General features: G+C 70.5%; 20 protein-coding genes. 13 read left to right on the top strand and 7 right to left on the bottom strand.

Annotation, left to right across the window (positions count from 1 at the left end; genetic code table 11):
* Positions 1-92: 92 nt before the first annotated feature.
* Positions 93-1,001, top strand: a complete 909-nt coding sequence (locus tag PV396_RS16395) for a phytoene/squalene synthase family protein (protein ID WP_319205209.1) — start codon at positions 93-95, stop codon at positions 999-1,001.
* Positions 1,002-1,146: 145 nt separating this feature from the next.
* Here the strand turns inward: PV396_RS16395 and PV396_RS16390 are convergent, their stop codons facing one another.
* Entirely contained in the window at positions 1,147-3,219 is a 2,073-nt protein-coding gene (locus tag PV396_RS16390; protein ID WP_416071408.1) for a bifunctional glycosyltransferase 87/phosphatase PAP2 family protein, read from the bottom strand.
* A gap of 207 nt (positions 3,220-3,426) precedes the next feature.
* On the opposite strand from PV396_RS16390, the gene PV396_RS16385 reads away from it, so the two are divergent.
* Both PV396_RS16385 and PV396_RS16380 read left to right on the top strand, forming a co-directional pair.
* Positions 3,427-4,308, top strand: a complete 882-nt coding sequence (locus PV396_RS16385) for a metallophosphoesterase family protein (protein WP_319205207.1) — start codon at positions 3,427-3,429, stop codon at positions 4,306-4,308.
* A 70-nt stretch (positions 4,309-4,378) separates the two neighbouring features.
* A complete protein-coding gene (locus PV396_RS16380; protein WP_319205206.1) occupies positions 4,379-5,050 on the top strand; it encodes an O-methyltransferase in 672 nt (223 codons plus the stop codon).
* A gap of 66 nt (positions 5,051-5,116) precedes the next feature.
* On the opposite strand, the gene PV396_RS16375 is transcribed toward PV396_RS16380, so the two are convergent.
* Complete coding sequence (locus PV396_RS16375; protein ID WP_105971499.1) at positions 5,117-5,509, bottom strand: FHA domain-containing protein; 393 nt, start codon at positions 5,507-5,509, stop codon at positions 5,117-5,119.
* A 154-nt stretch (positions 5,510-5,663) separates the two neighbouring features.
* Here PV396_RS16375 and PV396_RS16370 point away from each other — a divergent pair, with 154 nt between their 5' ends.
* Positions 5,664-6,077: a DUF1992 domain-containing protein gene (locus tag PV396_RS16370; RefSeq protein ID WP_319205205.1), complete on the top strand. Its 414-nt coding sequence runs from the start codon at positions 5,664-5,666 to the stop codon at positions 6,075-6,077.
* 23 nt (positions 6,078-6,100) lie between these two features.
* On the opposite strand, the gene PV396_RS16365 is transcribed toward PV396_RS16370, so the two are convergent.
* Positions 6,101-6,586: a hypothetical protein gene (locus PV396_RS16365; protein ID WP_319205204.1), complete on the bottom strand. Its 486-nt coding sequence runs from the start codon at positions 6,584-6,586 to the stop codon at positions 6,101-6,103.
* Between the two features lie 5 nt (positions 6,587-6,591).
* Entirely contained in the window at positions 6,592-7,194 is a 603-nt protein-coding gene (locus tag PV396_RS16360; protein ID WP_319205202.1) for a hypothetical protein, read from the bottom strand.
* A 195-nt stretch (positions 7,195-7,389) separates the two neighbouring features.
* Between PV396_RS16360 and PV396_RS16355 the strand changes: the two genes are divergently transcribed.
* The gene (locus PV396_RS16355) at positions 7,390-7,908 is read left to right on the top strand and encodes a GNAT family N-acetyltransferase (RefSeq protein WP_319205200.1); all 519 of its coding nucleotides are present in this window, start codon (positions 7,390-7,392) and stop codon (positions 7,906-7,908) included.
* On the opposite strand, the gene PV396_RS16350 is transcribed toward PV396_RS16355, so the two are convergent.
* The gene (locus tag PV396_RS16350; RefSeq protein ID WP_319205199.1) at positions 7,901-9,979 is read right to left on the bottom strand and encodes an MDR family MFS transporter; all 2,079 of its coding nucleotides are present in this window, start codon (positions 9,977-9,979) and stop codon (positions 7,901-7,903) included. The genes PV396_RS16355 and PV396_RS16350 overlap by 8 nt on opposite strands.
* A gap of 197 nt (positions 9,980-10,176) precedes the next feature.
* Between PV396_RS16350 and PV396_RS16345 the strand changes: the two genes are divergently transcribed.
* Both PV396_RS16345 and PV396_RS16340 read left to right on the top strand, forming a co-directional pair.
* A complete protein-coding gene (locus PV396_RS16345; protein ID WP_319205198.1) occupies positions 10,177-11,154 on the top strand; it encodes a peptidoglycan-binding protein in 978 nt (325 codons plus the stop codon).
* Between the two features lie 170 nt (positions 11,155-11,324).
* Entirely contained in the window at positions 11,325-12,455 is a 1,131-nt protein-coding gene (locus PV396_RS16340; protein ID WP_319205197.1) for a protein kinase family protein, read from the top strand.
* Between the two features lie 139 nt (positions 12,456-12,594).
* Here PV396_RS16340 and PV396_RS16335 read toward each other — a convergent pair whose 3' ends face one another.
* Both PV396_RS16335 and PV396_RS16330 read right to left on the bottom strand, forming a co-directional pair.
* Positions 12,595-13,275, bottom strand: a complete 681-nt coding sequence (locus tag PV396_RS16335) for an HAD family hydrolase (protein ID WP_319205196.1) — start codon at positions 13,273-13,275, stop codon at positions 12,595-12,597.
* Between the two features lie 229 nt (positions 13,276-13,504).
* Positions 13,505-14,086, bottom strand: a complete 582-nt coding sequence (locus PV396_RS16330; RefSeq protein WP_319205194.1) for a TMEM165/GDT1 family protein — start codon at positions 14,084-14,086, stop codon at positions 13,505-13,507.
* A gap of 361 nt (positions 14,087-14,447) precedes the next feature.
* Between PV396_RS16330 and PV396_RS16325 the strand changes: the two genes are divergently transcribed.
* The 6 genes from PV396_RS16325 to PV396_RS16300 all read left to right on the top strand — a co-directional run bounded on the left by PV396_RS16325 (position 14,448) and on the right by PV396_RS16300 (position 22,857).
* On the top strand, positions 14,448-15,092 hold the full coding sequence (locus tag PV396_RS16325; RefSeq protein ID WP_319205193.1) for an HNH endonuclease family protein: 645 nt from the start codon (positions 14,448-14,450) through the stop codon (positions 15,090-15,092).
* 169 nt (positions 15,093-15,261) lie between these two features.
* Positions 15,262-16,920: an alkaline phosphatase D family protein gene (locus PV396_RS16320; RefSeq protein ID WP_319205192.1), complete on the top strand. Its 1,659-nt coding sequence runs from the start codon at positions 15,262-15,264 to the stop codon at positions 16,918-16,920.
* Positions 16,921-17,124: 204 nt separating this feature from the next.
* Positions 17,125-19,065 (top strand): FAD/NAD(P)-binding protein, encoded by a 1,941-nt coding sequence (locus tag PV396_RS16315; RefSeq protein WP_319205563.1) that lies wholly within the window; start codon positions 17,125-17,127, stop codon positions 19,063-19,065.
* 168 nt (positions 19,066-19,233) lie between these two features.
* A complete protein-coding gene (locus PV396_RS16310) occupies positions 19,234-19,692 on the top strand; it encodes a DoxX family protein (RefSeq protein ID WP_319205191.1) in 459 nt (152 codons plus the stop codon).
* 209 nt (positions 19,693-19,901) lie between these two features.
* Positions 19,902-20,525, top strand: a complete 624-nt coding sequence (locus PV396_RS16305; RefSeq protein WP_319205189.1) for a DedA family protein — start codon at positions 19,902-19,904, stop codon at positions 20,523-20,525.
* Positions 20,526-20,871: 346 nt separating this feature from the next.
* On the top strand, positions 20,872-22,857 hold the full coding sequence (locus tag PV396_RS16300; protein ID WP_319205187.1) for a ricin-type beta-trefoil lectin domain protein: 1,986 nt from the start codon (positions 20,872-20,874) through the stop codon (positions 22,855-22,857).
* Positions 22,858-22,866: the final 9 nt, after the last annotated feature.

Genomic DNA, 22,866 nt, shown 5'->3' with positions numbered 1-22,866 from the left:
CGGCATCCCGGCGCCGCCGGCCCGTCCGACGTCCTCCGAGCACCGCCCGTACACTGCAGACGCAACTGCAACTACGACGGTGAGGCGTGCCGGTGCGATCCTGGCATCGTTGTCTGGACGCGGCGGGAATACACAGCGGGAGCGACCGCGCCGCCTATCTGAAGGCCAAACAGTTCATGCTGAGCCGGGAACCGGCAGGCCACCTGGCGGTACGCCTGCTGATACCCGACCGCCTCCAGCCCCACATCCTGGCCGGATACGCGTTCGCCTCGTTCACCGACGACCTCTGCGACCGCGGCACGGTGCCGGAACGGACGCGTCGCTACGCGAACTGGGCCGAGCAGGTGCGCGCCGCACTGGACACCGGAACGGCCCGGCACCCCCTGCTGCGCGCCTTCCTGCACACCGCCGAGGCACGCGAACTCCCGCGCTCCTGGGTCGACTCCTACCTCTTGGGCGCGCAAGTCGACCTGGACTTCCCCGGGTTCACGACCGAGGACGACTACCAGGCGTACATAGAGCAGCTCACCTGGCCGTTCCTCATGATCACCTCGGGCCTGTCGATGCCGGGCGGCGGCAGCCAGGCGTACGCGGACAGCTGCCGGCTGCTGGCCGACGCCTGCCAGCGCACCGACTTCCTCACCGACCTGGCCGAGGACCTGCGCGACGGCCGCCTCTACCTCCCCACCGACGACCTGGAGAAACACGGAGTCACCCGGTCCGACCTGGAACAGGGCCGAGACCTCCCGGGCGTCCGCTCCCTGCTCTCCGCCACAGCGGCGACAGCCCACGCCACACTCCGCGAGTCCACCCGAATAGTCACCGAACTCCCGGAAGAACAACGCAGGTTGACCCGCTTCGTCATCCTCCTCCACGACCACCGCCTACGCAGGGCGGTCTCCATGGGCGCGGCGGTCACCCGAGGCCCGGTCCGAGACAACCCCCTCAAGCTCCTACGAATCCTGTCGAGCTCCAACCACCCAACCCTGACCCTCCTTTAGGAGCGCGGAGAACCTGGCGACCAGCCCCCACCGCTTTCAGGGGCGCGGGGAACGGCGCGACCAGCCCCCACCGACCCGCACGGACTGCTTTCAGGGGCGCAGGGAACCGCGCAACCAGCCCCCACCGGCCCACACGGACTGCCTTTCAGGGGCGCGGGGAACTGCGCGACCAGCCCCCACCGGCCCGCACTCCACCAACTACCTCCACGCCCCCCTCATCCCCCCGCCCAGCATCCCGAGCCAGCGGCCCCATAAACACATAAGACAACCCAAACCCCGCCAAAACCACCCCTCCCCCACCCACCGCATCCAACACCCAGTGATTCCCCGTAGCCACAATCGCCACCACGGTGAACAACGGATGCAACAACCCCACCCCCTTCATCCACCACCTGGGCGCAACAACCGCGATCACCACCCCACACCACAACGACCACCCGAAATGCAACGACGGCATCGCCGCATACTGATTGGCCAACGCCGTCAACGTGCCATAGTCCGGCTTGGAAAAGTCCTGCACCCCGTGCACCGTGTCGATGAACCCCAACCCCGGCATCAGCCGCGGCGGCGCCAGCGGATAGAGCCAGAACCCGACCAGGGCGAGCAACGTCGTGAAGCCGAGCGACGCACGGGCCCACCGGTAGTCGACCGGCCGACGCCAGTACAGAACACCCAGCACGGCCAGCGGCACGAAGAAGTGGAACGTCGTGTAGTAGAAGTCGAAGAATTCCCGCAGCCAGCCGATCCCCACGACCGTGTGGTTGACCCAGTGCTCGACGTCGATGCGCAGGAACTTCTCGAGGTCGTGGATCTGATGGCCGTGCGCCTCAGCGGTGGCCCGACCGCTCGTGGTCGTGTCACCGGCCGCGGCGAGCCGGACCTTCTGGTAGGCCGCGTAGGTGACCCGGATGAGCACGAGTTCGAGAAGCAGGTTCGGGCGCGTGAGCACCCGCCGCAGGAAGGGCAGAAGCGGAACGCGGCGGAAGCGGGCGGGGACCGGCGCCGCGTAGACCGCGGGGACCGGTGAGCGGTAGTACTCCGAGGCCCGGGACAGGAACGGAACGACGGTGGCGGCGGCGACCGCTGCCAGCAGTACAACGTTGTCGCGGACCGGGTGGAGGGGACCCATGTTCGGGATGACCATCTTCGCGGGCAGCGTCATCACCACGATGACGGCGACCGGCCACATGTAGCGGTCGGAGGCACGCCTGCCGACCCGGCCGACGACGGCGAGCAGCACCCACAGCAGCTGGTGCTGCCAGGACGTGGGCGAGACCGCGACGGCGGCGCAGCCGGTGATGGCGACCGCGAGCAGCAGTTGGCCGTCCTCGGCGAACCGCACCGCCCGGCGCAGTCCGAGGACAGCGACGCCCGCGCCGAGCACCAGGAACAGGCTGATTTCGAGCGGACCCTCGAAGCCCAGCCGCAGCAGCGCCCCGTGCAGGGACTGGTTTGCGAGGTCGTCGGCGGGTCCGCCGAGCCCGGCCCCGCCCAGGTGATGGACCCAGTAGGTGTACGAGTCGTCCGCCATCGCGACCCAGGCGAGCGCGGTGCAGGCGGCGAAGGTGATCCCGGCGGAGACGGCCGCCCGGCGCCGGCCGGTGAACCACAGCAGCGGCGCGAACAGCAGCACGGTGGGCTGCAGGGCCGCGGCGAGCCCGATGAGCGCACCGGCGGCCCGTGCCTCACGCGCGACGAAGCAGCCGAGGAGGACCAGCAGGACGGGAATGATGCTGGTCTGGCCGAGGTAGAGGGTGTTGCGCACGGGCAGCGACAGCATCAGCAGGCTGATCGCGACGGGCGCGGCGAGCAGCGAGACGCGGCGGCTCACGGGCGTCGGCAGGGCGCGGGCGGCGACCACCCCGAGTACGACGACGAGCAGCAGCGTGCCGAAGGTCCAGCCCCAGCCGAGGGCCTGCTCGGCGGCCCGGGTGAGCGGCTTGAGGACGAGTCCGCCGAAGGGCGTGCCGGTGAACTGCGTCGAGTCGTACAGCGACCCCTTGACATGCAGAACGCCGTCGGGTCCGACCCAGGTCTCCAGGTCGGTCAGCCGGTCCGCCTTGGGGGTGCTGAGCACGGCGGCGACCTGTCTGACCGCGAGGACGGCGACGATGAGCCAGAGCGCCGCCCGGGCCATTCTCAGCCGCGCCTGCGTTGTCCCGGCGGCGCCCACCTGGAAGGCACCTCCCGCTCCACCACCGTGCTCCACGTTCGCCACGCCCCGCAGACCTCCCGCCCGATCAGCCCCGTACGTTCCGTACGTTCCCTACATCCCATGGGCGCCGTTTTGCGCACCACGCGTCCTATCCTCTACGAGTCCCTGGAGAATCGCACCGTCTCCTGTGAGCGACGCGCGCAGCCTCTCTCCACCTGACGTACTCCGGTCGACCGACGGTCGCGCGCGGGGCGGCGTAGCGTCGGCGGGATGCGGATCCTCCATCTCTCCGACACCCACATCAACCACGCCGGCGCGCCCAACCGCCACGGCGTCGACACCACCGACTCACTGCGCGGGATGCTCGCCGACGCACGGCATCTCGTGGACCTCTCGGCCGTCGTCGTCAGCGGGGATCTCGCGGACAGCGGGGCGCCCGAGGAGTACGCGGTCGTACGGGACCTCGTGGGCGCGTTCGCCCGGGAGCGGGGCATCCCCATGTTCTGCGCCACCGGCAACCACGACGAACGCGGCGCCTTCGCGAAGGCACTCGGCAGCGGGCACCTCGACCCGACGGGCGGGGACCGCGCCGACTCCCGACTCACCTCCCCCGACGGCGAGTTGGCGGCGGCGAGCCTGGTGGACGGGCATCGGATCGTCACCCTCGACTCACTCGTGCCGGGCAAGGTGTACGGATACCTCGGCACCGCCCAACTGGACTGGCTGCGCGAGGAGTTGCGCACCCCGGCAGCGCACGGCACGACCGTCGTCCTGCACCATCCGCCGATCAACCTCGGCACGCCGCTCCAGCGGGCGATGGGGCTGGGCAACCCGGCGGACCTGGCCGACGCCGTGCGCGGCAGCGACGTACGGCTGATCCTCTGCGGCCATTTCCACCTCCAGATCATGGGATACCTGGAGTCGGTGCCGGTGTGGGTGACGCCGGGAGTGTTCAACCGGATCGACCTGACCGGACCGACGGGGACGGAACGGGCGGTGCGCGGGGCCTCGGCCACGCTCGTCGACCTCGGCTCGCCGCACGGCCCGCTGTTCCACACGCTGCACGCCCGCGATCCCCGAGCCGGTCAGACGGTCTACGAGCTCGGCGAGGCGCGGATCACCGACGTGATCGCCCGCGAGGGCTACAAATGACTCGGCAGATGTCCCGTACCGCACACCCAGGCCCCGAAACACCTCGTCCCGAACGGAAGGCACGACTCTCATGAGCGAGTCCCAGCGCTGGGAAGACGTCGACGACTACTTCACCACCCTCCTGGCCCCCGCCGACGACGCCCTGGAGGCAGCCCTGCGCGACAGCGACGCGGAGGGGCTCCCGCACATCAACGTGGCCCCGAACCAGGGCAAGCTGCTCCAGCTCCTCGCCCAGATCCAGGGTGCCCGCTGCATCCTGGAGATCGGCACCCTCGGCGGCTACAGCACCATCTGGCTGGGCCGCGCGCTCCCGGCCGACGGCAGGCTGATCACCCTCGAGTACGACGAGAAGCACGCCGACGTCGCCCGCCGCAACCTCGCCCGGGCCGGCCTCGACGGCATCACCGAGGTGCGGACGGGTCCGGCCCTGGAGTCGCTGCCCAAGCTGGCCGACGAGAACCCCGGGCCGTTCGACCTGGTCTTCATCGACGCCGACAAGGCCAACAACCCGCACTACGTGGAGTGGGCCCTGCGGCTGACCACGACGGGCAGCCTGATCATCGTGGACAACGTGGTGCGCGGGGGCGCGGTGGCCGACGCCGGCTCCACCGACCCGAGCGTCCGGGGCACCCGCGCCGCACTCGAACTCATCGCCGAGCACCCGAGGTTGAGCGGCACGGCGGTGCAGACGGTGGGCAGCAAGGGGTACGACGGGTTCGCGCTGGCGAGGGTCGTGGCGTAGGGCGAGGAGCCCCTTGCCCCGACTCGGTACTCGCCCCCGCCCCGCCCGAGTACTGCCGCCCCCGGCTCAACCCTCGTGGTAGAAGCCCACGTTGACGCTGCGCGGCCCGGTGCGGTCCTGGACGATGATCTCTCCGGCACCGCCCCGGGGCAGCGGCACGCTCCCTCCGTACGGCACGGTCTGGGCGTACTCGCCGACCACCAGGCGGACTTCGGAGGACGGGTCGGGCTGGGAGCCCTGCAGCCAGGAGAGGTGCCAGGTGTTGTCGGGGCCGCACAGGAACTCCAGGTGGACCCGTGAGACGAACAGCCAGTCGTCGGGCGTCACGAGACGGCACACGGCCTTGTCCCGGCCCACCCGCATGATGGCCCCCGGTTCGCTGGGCGCCTCGGCCATGAGCATGCCGGCCGTGGCGCCGGCGTCCGTCCCGGAGACGGTGGCCATGGTGAGTTCGAGCACGTGCGCTCCTTCTGAACGGTCACCGGAGTGACCCGACCGGTCCTCGCGGACAGTCGTTGCTGAACAGTCCCTGTACGGCAGCCATGTTGCCGTACGCCGCCGCATGATAAATCGCCCAATCGTCCGGTTGGGCGAGGTCCGGCACAATGGACACATGACCGAACGCAAACCAGCCGGTGTGAGTTTCGAGTCCTGGGTCGACAAACAGATCCGCGAGGCGGAGGCGCGCGGCGAGTTCACCGCACTCGCCGGTGCGGGCAAGCCGCTGGCCGACGGCGGCAACACGTCGTACGACGAGCTGTGGTGGGTCAAGCAGAAAATGGCCCGCGAGGGGCTGTCGGTCCTGCCGCCGACGCTGGCCCTGCGCAAGGAGGCGGAGGACGCGCTCACGGCGGCGCGGACCGCCCCCTCGGAGGGAGCGGTCCGCCGGATCGTCACGGAGATCAACGTCAAGATCCGCGACATGATGTTCAAGCCGCCGCCCGGCCCCCCGCTGGGCCTCAAACCGTACGACGTCGACGAGGTCGTACGGGAGTGGCGGGAGACACGGGCGGACCGGGCCGAGTAGGCGACGCCTGTGGGGCGGGGGCGTCAGCTGTGGAGCAGGCGCTCCGCGAGTTCGCGGTAGTCACGCATGGCGAGCCGGAGCCGCTCGGTGTCGCCGGAGTCCTTGCCGTCGGAGGACTGCAGGGTCGCGCGTACGGTACGGCGGCTGCGTGCCACCGCCTCCGTGAGGCGCTCGGTGACCTCCTCCAACACGCGGTCGGCCTCCTCGACGGACTCCTGGGGGCCGTCCACGAACCCGGTGACGGCGTGCTGGAGCCGCAGCGTCAGCTTGTCCCGCTCGTCCTGCGCGAGCAGCGCGGTCCCGTGGGACGAACCGCCCTCGCGGGCACGGACGGGCGCCGGTGCGCCGGACGACGCCGACGAGACCGCCGACGGGGGCGGGGGCGGTACGTCGGGAGCGCCCCCGACCTGCTTCCCGCCGTCCAGATCCGGCTGCCGCGTGTCCGGTTTCTGGGTGTACGGCTTCTGGGTGTCCGGCCTCTTGCCGTCCCGGTTACCGATGTCCGTCATATGGGTCAACTCCCCTTCAGCTGAAGCTTGTGGAGCCGCGACTTCGACTTCTCCCGGGGCCGCTCCCGCTCACCGATCAGATCGTCGAAGAAGGCGCGGGCCTCGATCATCGCGGTGCGCATCTCCTCCGTGCCGGCCCGTTCCTCGCGGGCGGCGTGGTGCACGCGCCGGTAGCCGTGCACATGGTGGGCGTGGTGCACCGAGAGCGCGGCGAACTGCTCCTCGTACTTGCCGCCGCCGGGGAAGCCACGGGCGCCGGCCAGCTCGGCGAGGAGCAGGTCGGCGTCGGCGACCGCCTGGCGCGGCGACTCGACGAACCGTTGCTGGGCGGCCGTCCAGCGGGCCGCGAACCGTTCCCGGTCGGCGGGGTCCAACGGCCGTTCCCGCAGGTCACCGTGGCGTTGGACGCGCTCGGTGAGTTCGTGGTCGGCGGCCTTGGTGTCCCCGTCGTGACGGGCGACGACCCGCTCGTACTCGGGTCCGAAGCGCCGTTTCAGATTGCGTGGGCCGTGCGGACCGGCGGCCCGCCGGTTCAGGGCGACCGCTCCGATGACGACGGCCGCGACAACTACGATCACGATCAGCGCGATGAGCATTCCTGTGGACATGAGCGCCTTCCGGATTTCTCGACCGACTTCTCGCCCGACCGCCCGACCGACAGTCAGATCAGAACAGGCCGGTTAGGTCCCCGGGTTGCCCGGAAGCGGCTCCCCAAACAGCCCGCCGCGGGACTCGCCTGTCACCTCGCCGGTCGCGCATATTCGGTTGCGCACCCGGGGCGGAGGCTCCGGAGAATGCCGGTCATGACGTGGATCATCGCCCCGGAACCCTTCGACTCCCCTGTCGCCGCCGCGCTTTGGCGGGCGTACTACACGGAGGTCAGCGACCGCTGGTACCTCCTGCACGAGGGCCGGCGTACGGAGCCCGGCGAGCTGGAGCGCGAGGTCGCGGCTGTTTCGGGTGCCGAACTGGCCCCGCCCACCGGACAGTTGCTCGTCGCCCGGTACGAGGGCGAGCCGGCCGGCAGCGCGGGCGTACGGCTGCTCGACGCCACGACCGCCGAGCTGACCCGGGTCTTCCTCCACGAGGGCGTGCGCGGCAGGGGCGGCGCATCCCTCCTCGTGGCCGCGGCGGAGGACGCGGCACGGGACCTCGGCGCCCGGTACCTGGTCCTGGACACCCGCTCCGACCTCGTCGAGGCGCGCGCCCTGTACGCGCGCCTGGGCTACACGGAGACCGAGCCCTACAACGACGGCCAGTACGCCGAGCACTGGTTCCGGAAGGACTTGGAGAACACCAGAAGTCCGGCGAGCCTCAACTGAGTTCGTCCACCGAGCCGTTGTGCGGCTGTTCCGTGTCCGAGCCGCACAACTCCTCGTTCAGGAGCTTCACCAGCTGCACCAGGTCGGTGGGCCGGTCGGGGCCCCACCAGTCGCCCAGCAGCTCGGCCAGGGACTCCTCACGGGCCCTGGCGAGCCGTTCGGCGGTCTCCTGCCCCTCGTCGGTGAGAACGAGGTCGAGTCCCTCGCGTACGGCGAGCCGACGTTCCTCGATCTGCCGGGCGGCCTCGATGATCACGGTCGGCGGTACGAGGCTGCGCTCGGCCAGTACCGCGGGCTCCGCCCAGCCGTACCGCCGGATGCGCAGCAGCAGCCAGCTCGACGCCGGGTACAGGTCGAGGCCGGCCCGGGCGGTGATCGTCCGGTAGATCTCGCGGCGCCCCTCGCGGGTGCCGAGCACGGACAGCGCGCGGCACACCTCGTCGTACGAGGACCGCTGGACCGGGTTGCTGGCGAGGGTCTCCGTGACGTCGGGCGCGGTCACCGAGCCGCGCAGCTTGTCCTCGCGCAGGAACCAGGCGAGGACGAAGCCGACGACGGCGACCGGAGCGGCGTACAGGAACACGTCGGTGATGGCGGACGCGTACGCCTCCAGGGCGGCCGGGCGCAGGGCAGGCGGGAGGGCGGCGATGCCGCGCGGGTCGGACTCCAGCGCGTCCGCCGACACCCCGGCGGGCAGCTGTGCGCCTCGGAAGGCGTCCGTGAGCTTGTCGCCGAGGCGGGCGGCGAAGACCGTACCGAAGACGGCCACGCCGAAGGAGGCGCCGATGGAGCGGAAGAAGGTGGCGCCGGAGGTGGCGACGCCCAGATCCTCGTAGGAGACCGCGTTCTGCACGATCAGCACCAGGACCTGCATGACCAGGCCGAGACCCAGGCCGAAGACGAGGAAGTACGCGCTCATCTCGCCGGTGGAACTGTGCTCGTCGAGCCGGTGGAGCAGCAGAAGGCCGAGGGCGGTGACGCCGGTGCCGGCGATGGGGAACACCTTCCAGCGGCCCGTGCGGCTGACGATCTGCCCGGAGACGGTGGAGGCGAGGAGGAGGCCCAGCACCATCGGCAGCATGTGCACACCGGACATGGTCGGGGAGACACCCTGGACGACCTGGAGGAACGTCGGCAGATAGGTCATCGCGCCGAACATGGCGAAGCCCACGATGAAACTGATGACGGCCGTGAGGCTGAAGGTGCGCAGCCGGAACAGCTTGAGCGGGAGGACGGGCTCGGCCGCCCGCCGCTCGACGAGGACGAAGGCGACGGCCAGGACCACTCCCAGGACCGCCAGCCCGACGATCCGCGCCGAGCCCCAGCCCCAGCCGTCGCCCAGGGAGGTGACGAGAATCAGACAGGTGGCGACGGAGGCGATGAGGAAGGTGCCCAGGTAGTCGATGACATGCCGGGCGGACCGGCGCGGGATGCGCAGGACCGTCGCGATGACCGCGAGGGCGACAGCGCCGACGGGGAGGTTGACGTAGAACACCCAGCGCCAGCTGAGGTGTTCGGTGAAGAGCCCGCCGAGCAGCGGACCGAGCACACTGGTCGCGCCGAAGACGGCGCCGAACAGGCCCTGGTAGCGGCCTCGTTCACGCGGTGGGACCAGATCCCCCACGATCGCCATCGACAGCACCATCAGCCCGCCGCCGCCGAGCCCCTGCAACGCCCGGAACCCGATCAGCTGGGGCATGTTCTGCGCCATACCGCACAGCGCCGAGCCGATGAGGAAGATCACGATCGCGGCCTGGAACAACCGCTTCCGGCCGTACTGGTCGCCGAGCTTGCCCCAGAGGGGTGTCGCGGCGGTCGACGCCAGCAGATAGGCGGTGACCACCCAGGACAGATGATCCATTCCGCCGAGATCGCTGACGATGGTCGGCAGCGCGGTCGACACGATGGTCTGGTCGAGTGCGGCGAGCAGCATGCCGAGCAGCAGGGCGCCGATGGAGACGAGCACGTTCCCGGGCACGTGTTCGGGCCCGGTGGCCGCGGGTCGCCTGTCCGCTGCATCCGCCGCGTCGTCCGCCGCGTCTCCCGTCCTACCGCGCGCTTCCGCGGCCATGAGGACCTCCTGTGACTCTTGTGACACCCCCATCGTGGTCGGTGTGACCGGTTATGGCCTGTCGAATCCTCACGAGGTTCGACGGAAGACCGGATTCCGGGGGCTTCCGGGAGAAGGTGTGAAGGGGCTTTGGATAATCTCGGGGATTCGTACGGGGATTCGTACGGGGGTTCGTACGCGGAAGGGACCAACGCGCAGTGAACGATCCGATGGGGCACGTGTGTCCGGAGTGCGGCACGCCCCGGGGAGCCGACAACACGCCCTCCTGCGCCTGCGCCGAACGAGCGGCCGACGCCCACCTCGTCAACCGCACGGCGGAGGCGGCGGCAGCGGAGGACTTCGACCCCCTGCGCATACGCCCGTACGTGGAACTGACCCCGGAAACACCGGGGTCGCCCGGCCACACGGTCCCCACCCCGGCAACCGAGGCCACGATGCCGATGCCGCAGGTTCAGGAGACCAACTGGCCGGCCGGAGAGGCAACGGCACCGATACCGGCGACACCCCTGCCCCTGGGCCCGGAGACCACCCCCTCCCCCTCCGGGGACGAGCCACCGAGCAGCGGGTCGGGCAGCCGCCCCAAGGTCCTCCTCCTCGGCGTCGCAGGAGTCGTCGTCGCCATCCTGGCGGCGGGCGGACTGGCCGGCGGGATGTTCACCTACGACAAACCGGACCGGGACGACACGGCCGCGCAGGAGGTACGGGAGAGCGTGCCGGCGGCGACGACCAGCGCGGCGTCCCCGACCCCCTCCCAACCAAGCCCCACCCCCTCGAAGTCGACGGCACCCACTCCCACCCCGACCCGCACCGCGACCCCGACCCCCTCGCCCACCCCGAGGGCCGCGTCCCCGACCCCGTCCAGCACGCCCACCCCGACCCAAGTCCCGCCGACCGCCCAGGCGACCGGCACGATCACCCCGTCCCCCGCCCCCGGCGACGACAGGGACACCGCCCCGGTCCTACGCCCGGGCGACCACGGCGACGAGGTCCTCGAACTCCAGCTGCGGCTACGCCAGTTGGCCATCTACCTCAACGACACCGACGGCGTCTACGACGACAACGTCGAGAACGCGGTGACCACCTACCAGACGACCCGCACCATCGACACGGAGGAGCCGGGCGTATACGACCGGACCACGAGGGAACGACTGGAGTCGGAGACGACGGAACCGTAGGGCTGCGGCATGTCAGGGGGCGCCCCTGCCCTCGGTGTCCCGGTTCGGCATTTCCCTGGAGTATGGTCGCGAACCGCAGGTCCCCTCCCTGGCGCACATCAGCAGCAGCCGACCATGCGCGGAGGCACTGGTCCGGACCTGTGAACTCGAGATGGGGAGGTCGGTGCCCTGTGGAGGTAGCCGTCGAGAGCTTCGACGCGTCGCGTGGTGCGCGTTTGGCGGCCCACAGTGCCGTCTCGACATCGCTGGCGCTGTGCAGTGATCGCGAACTGCGCGACCTTGTGGACACGGCTGCGCCGATGGGTTCTGGCATCGGCGGGACCTCAGCGCTGCTGGAGGTCGGCGGAACCCCGGTCTTCGTCAAGCGGCTGCCGCTGACCGATCTGGAAAGGCAGCCGGAGAACGTCCGGTCCACGGCGAACCTCTTCGGGCTGCCGACCTTCTGCCATCCCGGCCTCGGGGTTCCCGGAAGCCCGGGATGGGGGGCCTGGCGGGAGCTGGCCGTGCACACCATGACAACGAACTGGGTGCTCGCGCAGGACCATGAGGGCTTTCCATTGATGTATCACTGGCGGGTGTTGCCGCACCCCGGGCAGGTGCTGCCCGAGCAACTGGCCGACGTGGAGAAAGTTGTCGCCTACTGGGGAGGCGGACCGCAGGTGCGCCGCCGGATCGAGGCGCTGCGGGACTCCTCGGCGAGCGTCGCCCTGTTCCTGGAGTACATCCCGCAGAACCTGCACGACTGGCTGGACGCTCAGGTCAAAGCCGAAGAGGAGACTGCCGAGCGGGCATGCACCATGGTGGCGAAGGAACTCGAGGCCGGAACCTCGTTCATGAACGCCCGCGGGCTCCTGCATCTCGATGGCCACTTCCAGAACATCCTCACCGACGGCAAGCGCCTGTTCTTCACGGACTACGGCCTCGCGATCTCCTCCCGGTTCGACCTGTCGAAGGAGGAGGCCGACTTCTTCGCCGAACACCAGACCTACGACCGCTGCTACACCGTCACCCACCTGGTGCAGTGGCTCGTCACCGCCCTGTACGGCTACGAGGGGGATGAGCGCAGCGCGTTCGTGCGCGCGTGCGCCCGAGGAAAAACTCCGACGGGAATTCCGTCGCAGGCCGCGGCGATCCTCACCCGCTATGCCCCGGTCGCCGCAGTGATGACGGACTACTACCGCGAGTTCCGTTTCGAGAGCAGGCAGACCCCGTATCCCCTGGAGGCGATCCGCCGGATCGGCGGGTCCCCAGGACACCACGCAGGACTGGTGTCTGTGTCACACCGGCCGCGCCGGACATGACCTCTTCCGCCGAGTCGCGACCGGACCATGCCCGCGTGACGCGGGACGAGTAGCGGCCCCAGCGCGCTGGTGAGCGCTGGAGGGGCCGCCCCGGGCTTGGACCACCGCTCGCCCGGAAGGTTTCAAGTCCGCCTGTTGATCACACCGAGACGGGCGGGTAGGTGGAAAACGAAACCCGCACCTCCCCCTCCCCCGACCCCTCAACCCGCACCCCCGCCAGATCCGCCACCACCACATCCGGCCGGTGATAGTGGGCCCGCGGCCCAACCCCCACCACCCGCATCCCCGCGGAGCGCCCCGCCGAGATCCCGGCCCCGGAGTCCTCGAACACCACGCAGTCGGCCGGGTCGACGCCCAGCTCGGCCGCCGCCTTCAGGAACCCCTCGGGGTCCGGCTTGCTCGCCCCGACGGACTCGGCGGTGACGCGCACGTCCGGCAGCCTCAGCCCCGCCGCCGCCATCCGCGCGGTCGACAGCGCGACGTCCGCGGAGGTCACCAGGGCGTGCGGAAGTCCCCGCAGGGACGCCAGGAATTCGAAGGCACCCGGTATCGCGACGACACCGTCCATGTCGCCGGTCTCCTCCGCGAGCAGACGCGCGTTGTCCGCGTGGTTCTGCTCCATGGGCCGCCCGGGCAGCAGCACGGCCATGGAGGCGTATCCCTGTCGGCCGTGCACCACCTTCATGACCTCGTCGCCGTCCAGCCCGTGCCGGTCGGCCCAGCGTCGCCAGACGCGCTCGACGACGGCGTCCGAGTTGACGAGGGTGCCGTCCATGTCGAGGAGGAGGGCACGGGCGGTGAGCACGGCGGGGACCGTCATCTACAGGCTCCAGGACACAGGACACAGGACACAGGACACAGATACGGGACCAAGGCGGCCCCGCCCGCCGGTCAGGGAAAACGGGCGGGAGCCACTTTGTTCCTACACGGTACAAAAGAATCGGCGTGCCCCGCTACCGCTTTCGGCGATCGTTCACCGACCGGCCACCTCCAGGACGTGTCGCCAGATCCCCCCTCGCCTCCCCCCACCCAGCTACCCAGCCCTCCCCCTACCCAGCCACCGCCTCCCAAAGACTCCACACCCCGAGCCCCAGCATCAGCACCGCCGCGACCTTGGTGATCAGCTCCAGCGGCACCCGCTTCATCAGCGCCCGCCCACCCACGATCCCGAGCCCTGCCACCGCCCACAGCGCGAGCACCGCACCGAGTCCGACGGAGAGCGGATCGTCGTAGCGGGCGGCGAGGTTGGCCGTCATGATCTGCGTGAGATCGCCGAACTCGGCGACCAGGATCAGCATGAACCCCGTCCCCGCGACCTTCCAGAAGGACTGATCCTCGGGGCGCCGGACCCGCTCCTCGCCCTCACCCTTCTTCATCAGCAGCACGGCGGCACCGCCCAGGAACAGCACGCCGGTCAGCGCGTGCACGATGCGTGGCGGCAGGAGGGTGAGGACGCTGCCCGCGGCGACAGCGAGCACGACATGCAGCGTGAACGCGGCGGCGACGCCGGCGAACACGTACGAGGCGCGGTAGCGGGTGCCGAGGACGAGCCCGGCGAGTGCCGTCTTGTCCGGGAGTTCGGCGAGGAAGACGACGCCGAAGACGAGCGCTGTCACGGTGAAGCTGATCAAGGTTCCTCAATCGGTAGGGGCTGCCCCACCGAGAGTGTTACCGCCGGGCGACACACTTCGGCACGGCAGCGCACAGTCGGTGCACTACTGGCCGAAGGTCTCGCTGGCCGGTCGCATGCGACCTGCCTCCGGGCGCCGGCTCAGACGAGCTGAGCAGTATGTCGACGGTCCGGCGAAGAGCTACTCCCCTTCTGCGCCGTCCACGATAACCGACTCCGCAAACCGACTCCGCACGGTCCAGAGGGTTGTTATGTCATGCGCACGTCACTAACTTCTTACCGATCGCACATCTCACGGCAATCAAGCGACGCAAGCATTCACTCGCTCGCGCTCAACACCCCCATCCCCCGAGGGAGTTCGCATGCCGAAGTTCTACGCGCGTCGACGGCTCAGCATACTCGCCGCGTTCACCGGCCTCATAGCCTCGGTCGGCCTTTTCAACGGTCCGACCGCCTCCGCCGCTCTCCCCACCCCGGTCAGCGCCGCCACCGCCCGCACCTACCTCGCCTCGCTCACCGTGAAGGCCGAGAACCGTACGGGCTACGACCGCGACCTGTTCCCCACCTGGATCACGATCAGCGGTACGTGCAACACGCGTGAGTACGTCCTCAAGCGCGACGGCTCCAACGTCGTCACCAACTCCGCCTGCACCGCCACCAGCGGCAGCTGGTACTCCCCGTACGACGGCGCCACCTGGACCGCCGCCTCCGACCTCGACATCGACCACCTGGTCCCGCTCGCCGAGGCCTGGGACTCCGGGGCCGGCGCCTGGACCACCGCTCAGCGCCAGGCCTTCGCCAACGACGTCACCCGGCCGCAGCTCATCGCCGTCACGGACAACGTGAACCAGTCCAAGAGCGACCAGGACCCGGCCGAGTGGATGCCGTCGGTCACCTCGTACCGCTGCACCTACGTCCGCGCCTGGGTCCAGGTGAAGTACTACTACGACCTCTCGGTCGACTCGGCCGAGAAGAGCGCGCTCACGAGCTACCTCGCCAGCTGCTGACCAGTCGCTCAGCCACTGACCGGCGGTCGGCCCGCCACAGACCGACCGCCGGTCAGACGCATCACGCGAACGCGGCATACGAACGCGCCATGCGAACACGTCATGTGCAAAACCTCCCCCGCCTCCTCCGGCGTCCGTACCGTACGGTGCGACGGAGGAGGGTGATCACATGGCGACACTTCGCCTGGGACCGCTGCTGAGGTACGCCGACGAGTCGTCCGCGACCATCTGGGTCGAGGCGAGCCGTCCGTGCACGGCCGAGGCGCGCTGCGCGGACGGAGCCGGCGGCCAGACCCGCACCTTCCAGGTCGCGGGCCACCACTACGCGCTGATCCCGGTCACGGGCCTCGCACCGGGCACGACGACCGCGTACGAGGTGCTCCTGGACGGCGTCCGGGTGTGGCCGCTGCCCGACTCGCCCTTCCCGCCCTCCGTCATCCGCACCGCCGACGACGGAGTGCGCGGGAAGGAGGGTGACGCGTTCCGCGTGGCGTTCGGGTCCTGCCGCTGGGCCGCGCCGGCCGCGGGCGAGAAGGACCCGGTGGGCGCCGACGCCCTGGACACCCTGGCCGCGCGCATGGCGGCCGACCCCACGGGCGAGCGCCCGGACGTACTCCTCCTGCTGGGCGACCAGGTGTACGCCGACGAGGTGTCCCACGACACCCGCGACTGGCTGGCCGCCCGCCGGGACCTGTCCGAACCGCCGGGCGCCGAGGTCGCGGACTACGAGGAGTACACCCACCTCTATTACGAGTCCTGGCTCGACCCCGACGTCCGCTGGCTGCTGTCCACCGTCCCCAGCTGCATGATCTTCGACGACCACGACGTCATCGACGACTGGAACACCAGTGCCGCCTGGCTGGCCGACATGCGGGACACCCCCTGGTGGCGCGAGCGGCTGCTGAGCGGCCTGATGTCGTACTGGGTCCACCAGCACCTGGGCAACCTCACCCCGGCCGAACTCGCCGCCGACCCGCTGTACGCGGCCGTACGCGAGAGCCCCGACGGTACGGACGTCCTGCGCGCCTTCGCCGCCCGGGCGGACACCGATCCCGCCTCGGTCCGCTGGAGCTACCGGCGCGACTTCGGCCGCGTACGCCTGCTGATGGTGGACAGCAGGGCCGCCCGGGTACTGGAGGAGGGCGAGCGCTCGATGCTGGACCCGGGCGCGGAGGCCTGGGTGCGGGAGCAGGCGCTGACCGATCCCGGCTCGTACGACCATCTGCTCATCGGCACCTCGCTCCCCTGGCTGTTGCCGCATCTCGTGCACGACGCCGAGGCGTGGGACGAGGCCCTGTGCCGGGGCGAACGGGGCGCGCGCTGGGCCCGGTTCGGGGAGAAACTGCGCCGGGCGGCGGACCTCGAGCACTGGGCGGCGTTCACCGACTCCTTCACCGCTCTGGCCGATCTGATCGCGGAGGCCGGCTCGGGTCCCGAGGCCCCGGCGACGGTGCTGGTCCTGTCGGGGGACGTCCACCACGCGTACGCGGCCGAGCCCACCTGGCCCGAGGACTCCCGCCCGGACGCGCGCGTCCTCCAGCTGACCTGCTCCCCCGTCCACAACGCCATCCCCCTCTACATCAAGGTCGGCTTCCGGCTGGGCTGGAGCGGCCTCGGCCGTGCCCTGGGCCGCCGCTTCGCCCGGCACGGCCGGGTTCCGCGTCCACCGGTCTCCTGGCGCAGAACGGGCGGTCCCTGGTTCGGCAACATGCTGATGACCCTGACCGTGCGGGGCCGTTCGGCCCGGCTGCGGCTCGACCGGGCCCAAGGCGAGAAGGGCGTGGGCGCGCGGCTGGAGACGGTCATGGAGTCCGAGCTGAGCGCGTGAGGCATCCCACACCGGAGGCGACCCACCTCCCCGGTGCCCGGCCCGGGTGGTCGTCGGCGGCATGATGAGGCGGACCGTCCGCTTCCGGTGGGCGGTTCTCCTGCCAACGCGCCCCACACGCCCGGGAGTTCCCCCTTGCCCCCAGCACCCGACGAGCCCTCCAGGACCAACTCCCCCGCCTCCTTCGCCCCGCCTGTCGCCGCCCTGTCCGTCGCCCTGGTCGGCGCCGGGCCGCGTGGCACCAGCGTGCTGGAACGCCTCTGCGCTTCCGCGCCCGAACTCCTGCCGCCCGGGGCCCGGTTGACCGTCCACGTCGTCGACCCCGCACCGCCGGGCGCCGGTCAGGTCTGGCGCACCTCGCAGTCGCCCCGGCTGCTGATGAACACCGTGGCCTCGCAGGTGACCCTCTTCACCGACGACAGCGTGGACTGCTCGGGCCCGATCCGCCCGGGCCCGAGCCTGTACGAGTGGGCGCGCGAAACCCCGTACGCGGCAGGCGAGTTGGGGCCGGACGACTATCCGACCCGCGCCCACTACGGGCGTTACCTGGAGTGGGTGTTCGCGAAGGTCGTGCGCGAGGCGCCGCCCGCTGTGCGCGTCGAGACGCACCGGGCACGCGCGATCCGCCTCGACGAGGCGCCCGACGGCAGCCAGACCCTCACCCTCGCGGGCGGTCGCGTCCTGTCCGGCCTGTCCGCCGTCGTCCTGGCTCAGGGCCACCTCCCCCTGGTCCCGGACGACGAACAACGCCACCTCACCTCGTACGCCGCCCACCACGGCCTGCGCCATGTCCCGCCCGCCAATCCGGCCGACGTGGACCTCTCGCCGCTCGCCCCCGGTGAACCGGTGCTGCTGCGCGGTCTCGGCCTCAACTTCTTCGACCATCTGACCCTCCTGACAACGGGCCGCGGCGGCCGGTTCGTTCACCGTCCCGAGGGCGGGCTGCGGTATGTGCCCTCAGGCCGCGAGCCACGGCTCTACGCCGGTTCACGGCGCGGTGTCCCGTACCAGGCACGCGGCGACAACGCGAAGGGCCCGTACGGCAGGCACACCCCGCTCGCCCTCACCGACGAGGTGATCGCCGGCTTCCGCAAGCGTGCCGACTCGGGCGAGCCGCCCAACTTCCGCACGGAGATATGGCCGCTGGTGGCGAAGGAGGTCGAGACGGTCTACTACGAAACCCTGCTGGCGAGACGGGAGTTGACGGACCATCCGCTCTCTGGCTTCCGGGAACGATTCCTCGCCGCCCCGCACCACACACCCCAAGAGGCTGCCGTACTCGACGAGCTCGGCATACCGCAGGCCGAACGCTGGTCCTGGGAGCGGATGTCGCGGCCGTACGCCGGACAGGTCTTCCCCGATGCCGACGCCTGGCGGGCCTGGCTGCTCGCCCATCTCCGCGAGGACGCCGCCCAGGCATCCCTGGGCAATGTCGACGGGCCCCTGAAGGCGGCCCAGGACGTGCTGCGCGACCTGCGCAACGAGTTGCGGCTGATCGTGGACCACGGCGGCCTGCCGGGCGACTCCCGCCGGGACCATCTGGACCGCTGGTACACCCCGCTCAACGCCTTCCTCTCCATCGGCCCGCCCCGGCGGCGCGTCGAGGAGCTGGTGGCGCTGGTGTCGGCGGGCGTGGTGGAGGCGCTCGGCCCCCGCCTCGAGGTTCGGGCGGCGGAGGAGGCCTGGGTGGCGCACTCCCCCGACGTGCCGGGCTCGGCCGTACGCGTGACCGCGCTGATAGAGGCACGGCTGCCGGAGCCCGACCTCCGCCGCACGGCCGATCCGCTCCTCGCCCAGTTGTTGCGGACCGGCAGGGCGCGGCCCCACGTGATCGACGGCTACGAGACCGGCGGACTGGATGTGACCCCGCGTCCGTATTTCCTGATGAACCGTCAAGGGCGGGCACAGGCAGGGAGGTTGGCGTTCGGCGTCCCCACGGAGGGCGTGCACTGGGTGACGGCGGCCGGGGTTCGCCCCGGCGTGGACTCGGTCACACTTTCGGACGCGGACGCGATGGCGCGGGCGGTGCTGCGTATGACTCCGACAGCGGCTCCACGTGCGGCGATCAGCGATTCGGAGGGACAACCGGCAGGCCATGGGGAGGAAAAGCGATGGCCAAATGTTGAACTTGCAATCATTGATTAGGCCGCCCTACGGTGGATTACCCGCTCGGTTCCGCCCCCACCGGACCGATCCGTCCCCACCGCTCAGCCTCGGCCCCCATTCCCGAGACCTGAGACCTGGAACCTGAGACCTGAGCCTGAGCTGAGCCCTCGGACGGAACGATCCCCGACCGAAGGAGACAACCCCCACATGTCCGCTCGACTCAACAACGCACAGCCCTACGCCATCGGCCTGTTCCGGATCGTGGTCGGCCTGCTCTTCGCCTGCCACGGCGCCCGCTCGCTGTTCGGCGTCCTCGGCGACGAGCCGGCGGTGGCGGCCGGCACCTGGCCCGGCTGGTACGCGGCCGTGATCGAGCTGGTCGGCGGCACCCTGGTCCTGCTGGGCCTCGGCACCCGCGCCGCCTCGTTCATCGCCTCGGGCGCGATGGCGTACGCGTACTTCGACGTCCACCAGCCGACCGCCCTCATGCCGATCCAGAACCAGGGCGAACTGGCCGCCGCCTTCTGCTGGGCCTTCTTCCTGCTCGTCTTCACCGGCTCCGGCGCCTTCGGCGTGGACCGGTTCCTCGCGAAGCGCTCGTCGAGGTCGAGCGGGACGAAGGCCTCGGAAGAGAAGACGGACGAGAACACCCCGGTGACCGTCTGATCCGCCGTACGTAGGTGCCCGTTCCGCCGTTCCGGGGACGGGCACCGGCGTACGTCAGGGTGAACATCGTGTGCCGAACACATGCGCCCCCCGTGGATCTCGTGTCAGACCCCCCGCGTACGCTGTATGGCTGTCACAGGCCGCCCGTGCGCTCCCCCGCGAGGTAGCGGCACGGATCGGGCCGACGGGGGAGTTTCGGGGAGTCTGCGGTGCTTGAGAGTGTGGGGTCACTGACCGGGACCCCGTGGATCTATGCCCTGGTGGGTGTGTCCGTGCTGTTCGACGTCCTGGTGCCGGTACTGCCGAGCGGCGTCCTGGTCATCACGGCCGCCACGGCCGCCGCCGGTACGGGAGCCGCCACCGGCCAAGTGCCGCAGGAGGTCCCCGACATCCTCGCGCTCACCCTGTGCGCGGCCACGGCGTCGGTCCTCGGCGACCTGGTCGCCTACCGACTGGCCTGGCACGGTGGGGCCCGCCTGGACCGCGCGATCGCCCGCTCCCGGCGCCTGACGAACGCGCAGGAACGTCTCGGCCAGGCCCTCGCGCACAGCGGCGGCATCCTCGTCGTCGTCGCCCGCTTCGCCCCGGCCGGCCGCTCGGTCGTCTCCCTCGGCGCGGGCGCCGCCCACCGCAGGGTCGGCGAGTTCCTCCCCTGGTCCATCGTGGCCGGCCTGGCCTGGGCCGCGTACAGCGTCGCCCTCGGCTACTTCGGCGGCCAGTTGATGGGCGCGACCTGGCTGGCGACGGGCGTATCCGTGGCGGCCCTCTTCGGCGCGGGCTCGGGAGCGGCCTTCCTGATGCGCCGCCCCCGGGTGACGGGCGCCCCCGGGTAAGCCACCGTCGCAATCCAGGGGCGCCAACGATGACGGGCCCCGGGGAAACGCGCCCCTATAGGGGCGCGGGGAACTGCGCGACAAGCCCCCACCCCCCGCACCCGCCGTCACACCGAACCCCCACCCCCTCAGGCGCCCACCCAAAACCCCCTCCGCACACCCCAACCCACCCAATCCCCCGCCAGCATCGCCCAGTTGAGAAAACAACCTCTGCCACACCCGTTGACTTAAACCCCCCACCGCTCTAATTTCAGCGCGCCCCCTCGTTCGGTTCGCCGATCGCAGTTCGACATACCGACCAAAGAACTCCGGGAATCGCACCGCCGCGCCCCCGGCAAGGAGCCGCATGTACCCCCCGCCGCGCCCGTCCCTCGTGAGACGCACCGCCATCCGCACCCTCGCCCTCACGACCGCGGCGACCGCCGCCCTCCTCTTCGCCCAGCCCCAGGCCGAAGAAACGACCCCCCTCGACAACAGCGCCCCGGTCGCCGCCTCCACCCGTCAGATACCGGTCCCCGCCGCCCCCATGGGCTGGGCCTCCTGGAACAGTTTCGCCGCGAAGATCGACTACAACGTGATCAAGGGCCAGGTCGACGCCTTCGTCGCGTCCGGGCTGCCCGCGGCCGGCTACAAGTACGTCAACATCGACGAGGGCTGGTGGCAGGGCACCCGGGACAGCGCCGGGAACATCACGATCGACGAGTCCGAGTGGCCCGGCGGCATGAAAGCCATCGCCGACTACATCCACAGCAAAGGCCTGAAGGCCGGCATCTACACCGACGCGGGCAAGGACGGCTGCGGCTACTACTACCCGACCGGCCGCCCCGCCGCCCCCGGCTCCGGCAGCGAGGGCCACTACGACCAGGACATGCTCCAGTTCTCGCAGTGGGGCTTCGACTTCGTGAAGGTCGACTGGTGCGGCGGCGACGCCGAGGGCCTCGACCCGGCGGCCACCTACCAGTCGATCAGCGACGCGATCACCAGGGCCACCGCCACCACCGGCCGCCCGATGACCCTGTCCCTGTGCAACTGGGGCCGGCAGAACCCGTGGAACTGGGCCCCCGGCCAGGGCGCGATGTGGCGGACCAACGACGACATCATCATCTACGGCAACAAGCCTTCCATGACCAACCTGTTGATGAACTACGACAGGAACGTCCACCCCACCGCCCAGCACACCGGCTACTACAACGACCCCGACATGCTGATGGTCGGCATGGACGGCTTCACCGCCGCCCAGAACCGCACCCACATGGACCTGTGGGCCATCTCCGGCGCCCCGCTCCTGGCCGGCAACAACCTGGCCACCATGACCACCGAGACCGCGAACATCCTCAAGAACCCCGAGATCGTCGCCGTCGACCAGGACGCGCGCGGCCTCCAGGGCGTGAAGGTCGCCGAGGACACCACCGGACTCCAGGTGTACGGCAAGGTCCTGTCCGGCACCGGCAACCGTGCCGTCGTCCTGCTCAACCGCACCTCCTCCGCCCAGAACATGACCGTGCGCTGGTCCGACCTCGGCCTGACGGGCGCCAACGCGACCGTCCGTGACCCGTGGGCCCGCGCCAACGTCGGCTCGTACGGCACGAGTTACACCGTCAGCGTCCCGGCCGGCGGCTCGGTCATGCGGACGATCAGCGGCGCCACCGAGGCCGCGAGCAGCGCGTACGAGCCCGACTCGTCCGCCCGCTACACCGGCGTGAACGCGGCGAACACGGGTGTCGCGGTCGCCGACTTCACGTACACGAACAACACGAGCACCGCCCGTACGGCGACCCTCAAGGTCAACGGCCAGACGGCCACCACCGTCTCGTTCCCGCCGACCGGCTCGACCCCGGGCACGATCTCCGTCCAGGTCGCCCTCTCCAAGGGCGCGGCCAACACGCTCGCCGTCACGGGCGGCCCGACCCTGGGCACGCTGACCGTCCAGCCGGTGCCCGGCACGAACGGCAACCTGGTCGTCGGCAAGCAGTCCGGGCGCTGCCTGGACATCTTCAACAACACGATCACCAACGGCACCCAGGCCGAGCTGTGGGACTGCAACGGCGGCTCGAACCAGGCGTGGACGTACACCTCCCGCAAGGAACTCGTGGTGTACGGCAACAAGTGCCTGGACGCCTACGACAGCGGTAAGACCAACGGCACGAAGGTCGTCATCTGGGACTGCCACGGCGGCAACAACCAGAAGTGGAACGTCAACACCGACGGCACGATCACGAACGTCAACGCGGGCATCTGCCTGGACGCCTACGGCGCGGCCACGGCCAACGGCACACAGATGGTGCTGTGGGCCTGCGGCACGGGTGACAACCAGAAGTGGAGCCAGAGCTGAGGCTCGGCG

The organism is Streptomyces sp. ME02-8801-2C (assembly GCF_033793965.1).
Lineage (GTDB): Bacteria > Actinomycetota > Actinomycetes > Streptomycetales > Streptomycetaceae > Streptomyces.
The sequence above is the reverse complement of the archived record's forward strand: the minus strand, read 5'-3'. Positions and strand labels throughout refer to the sequence as shown.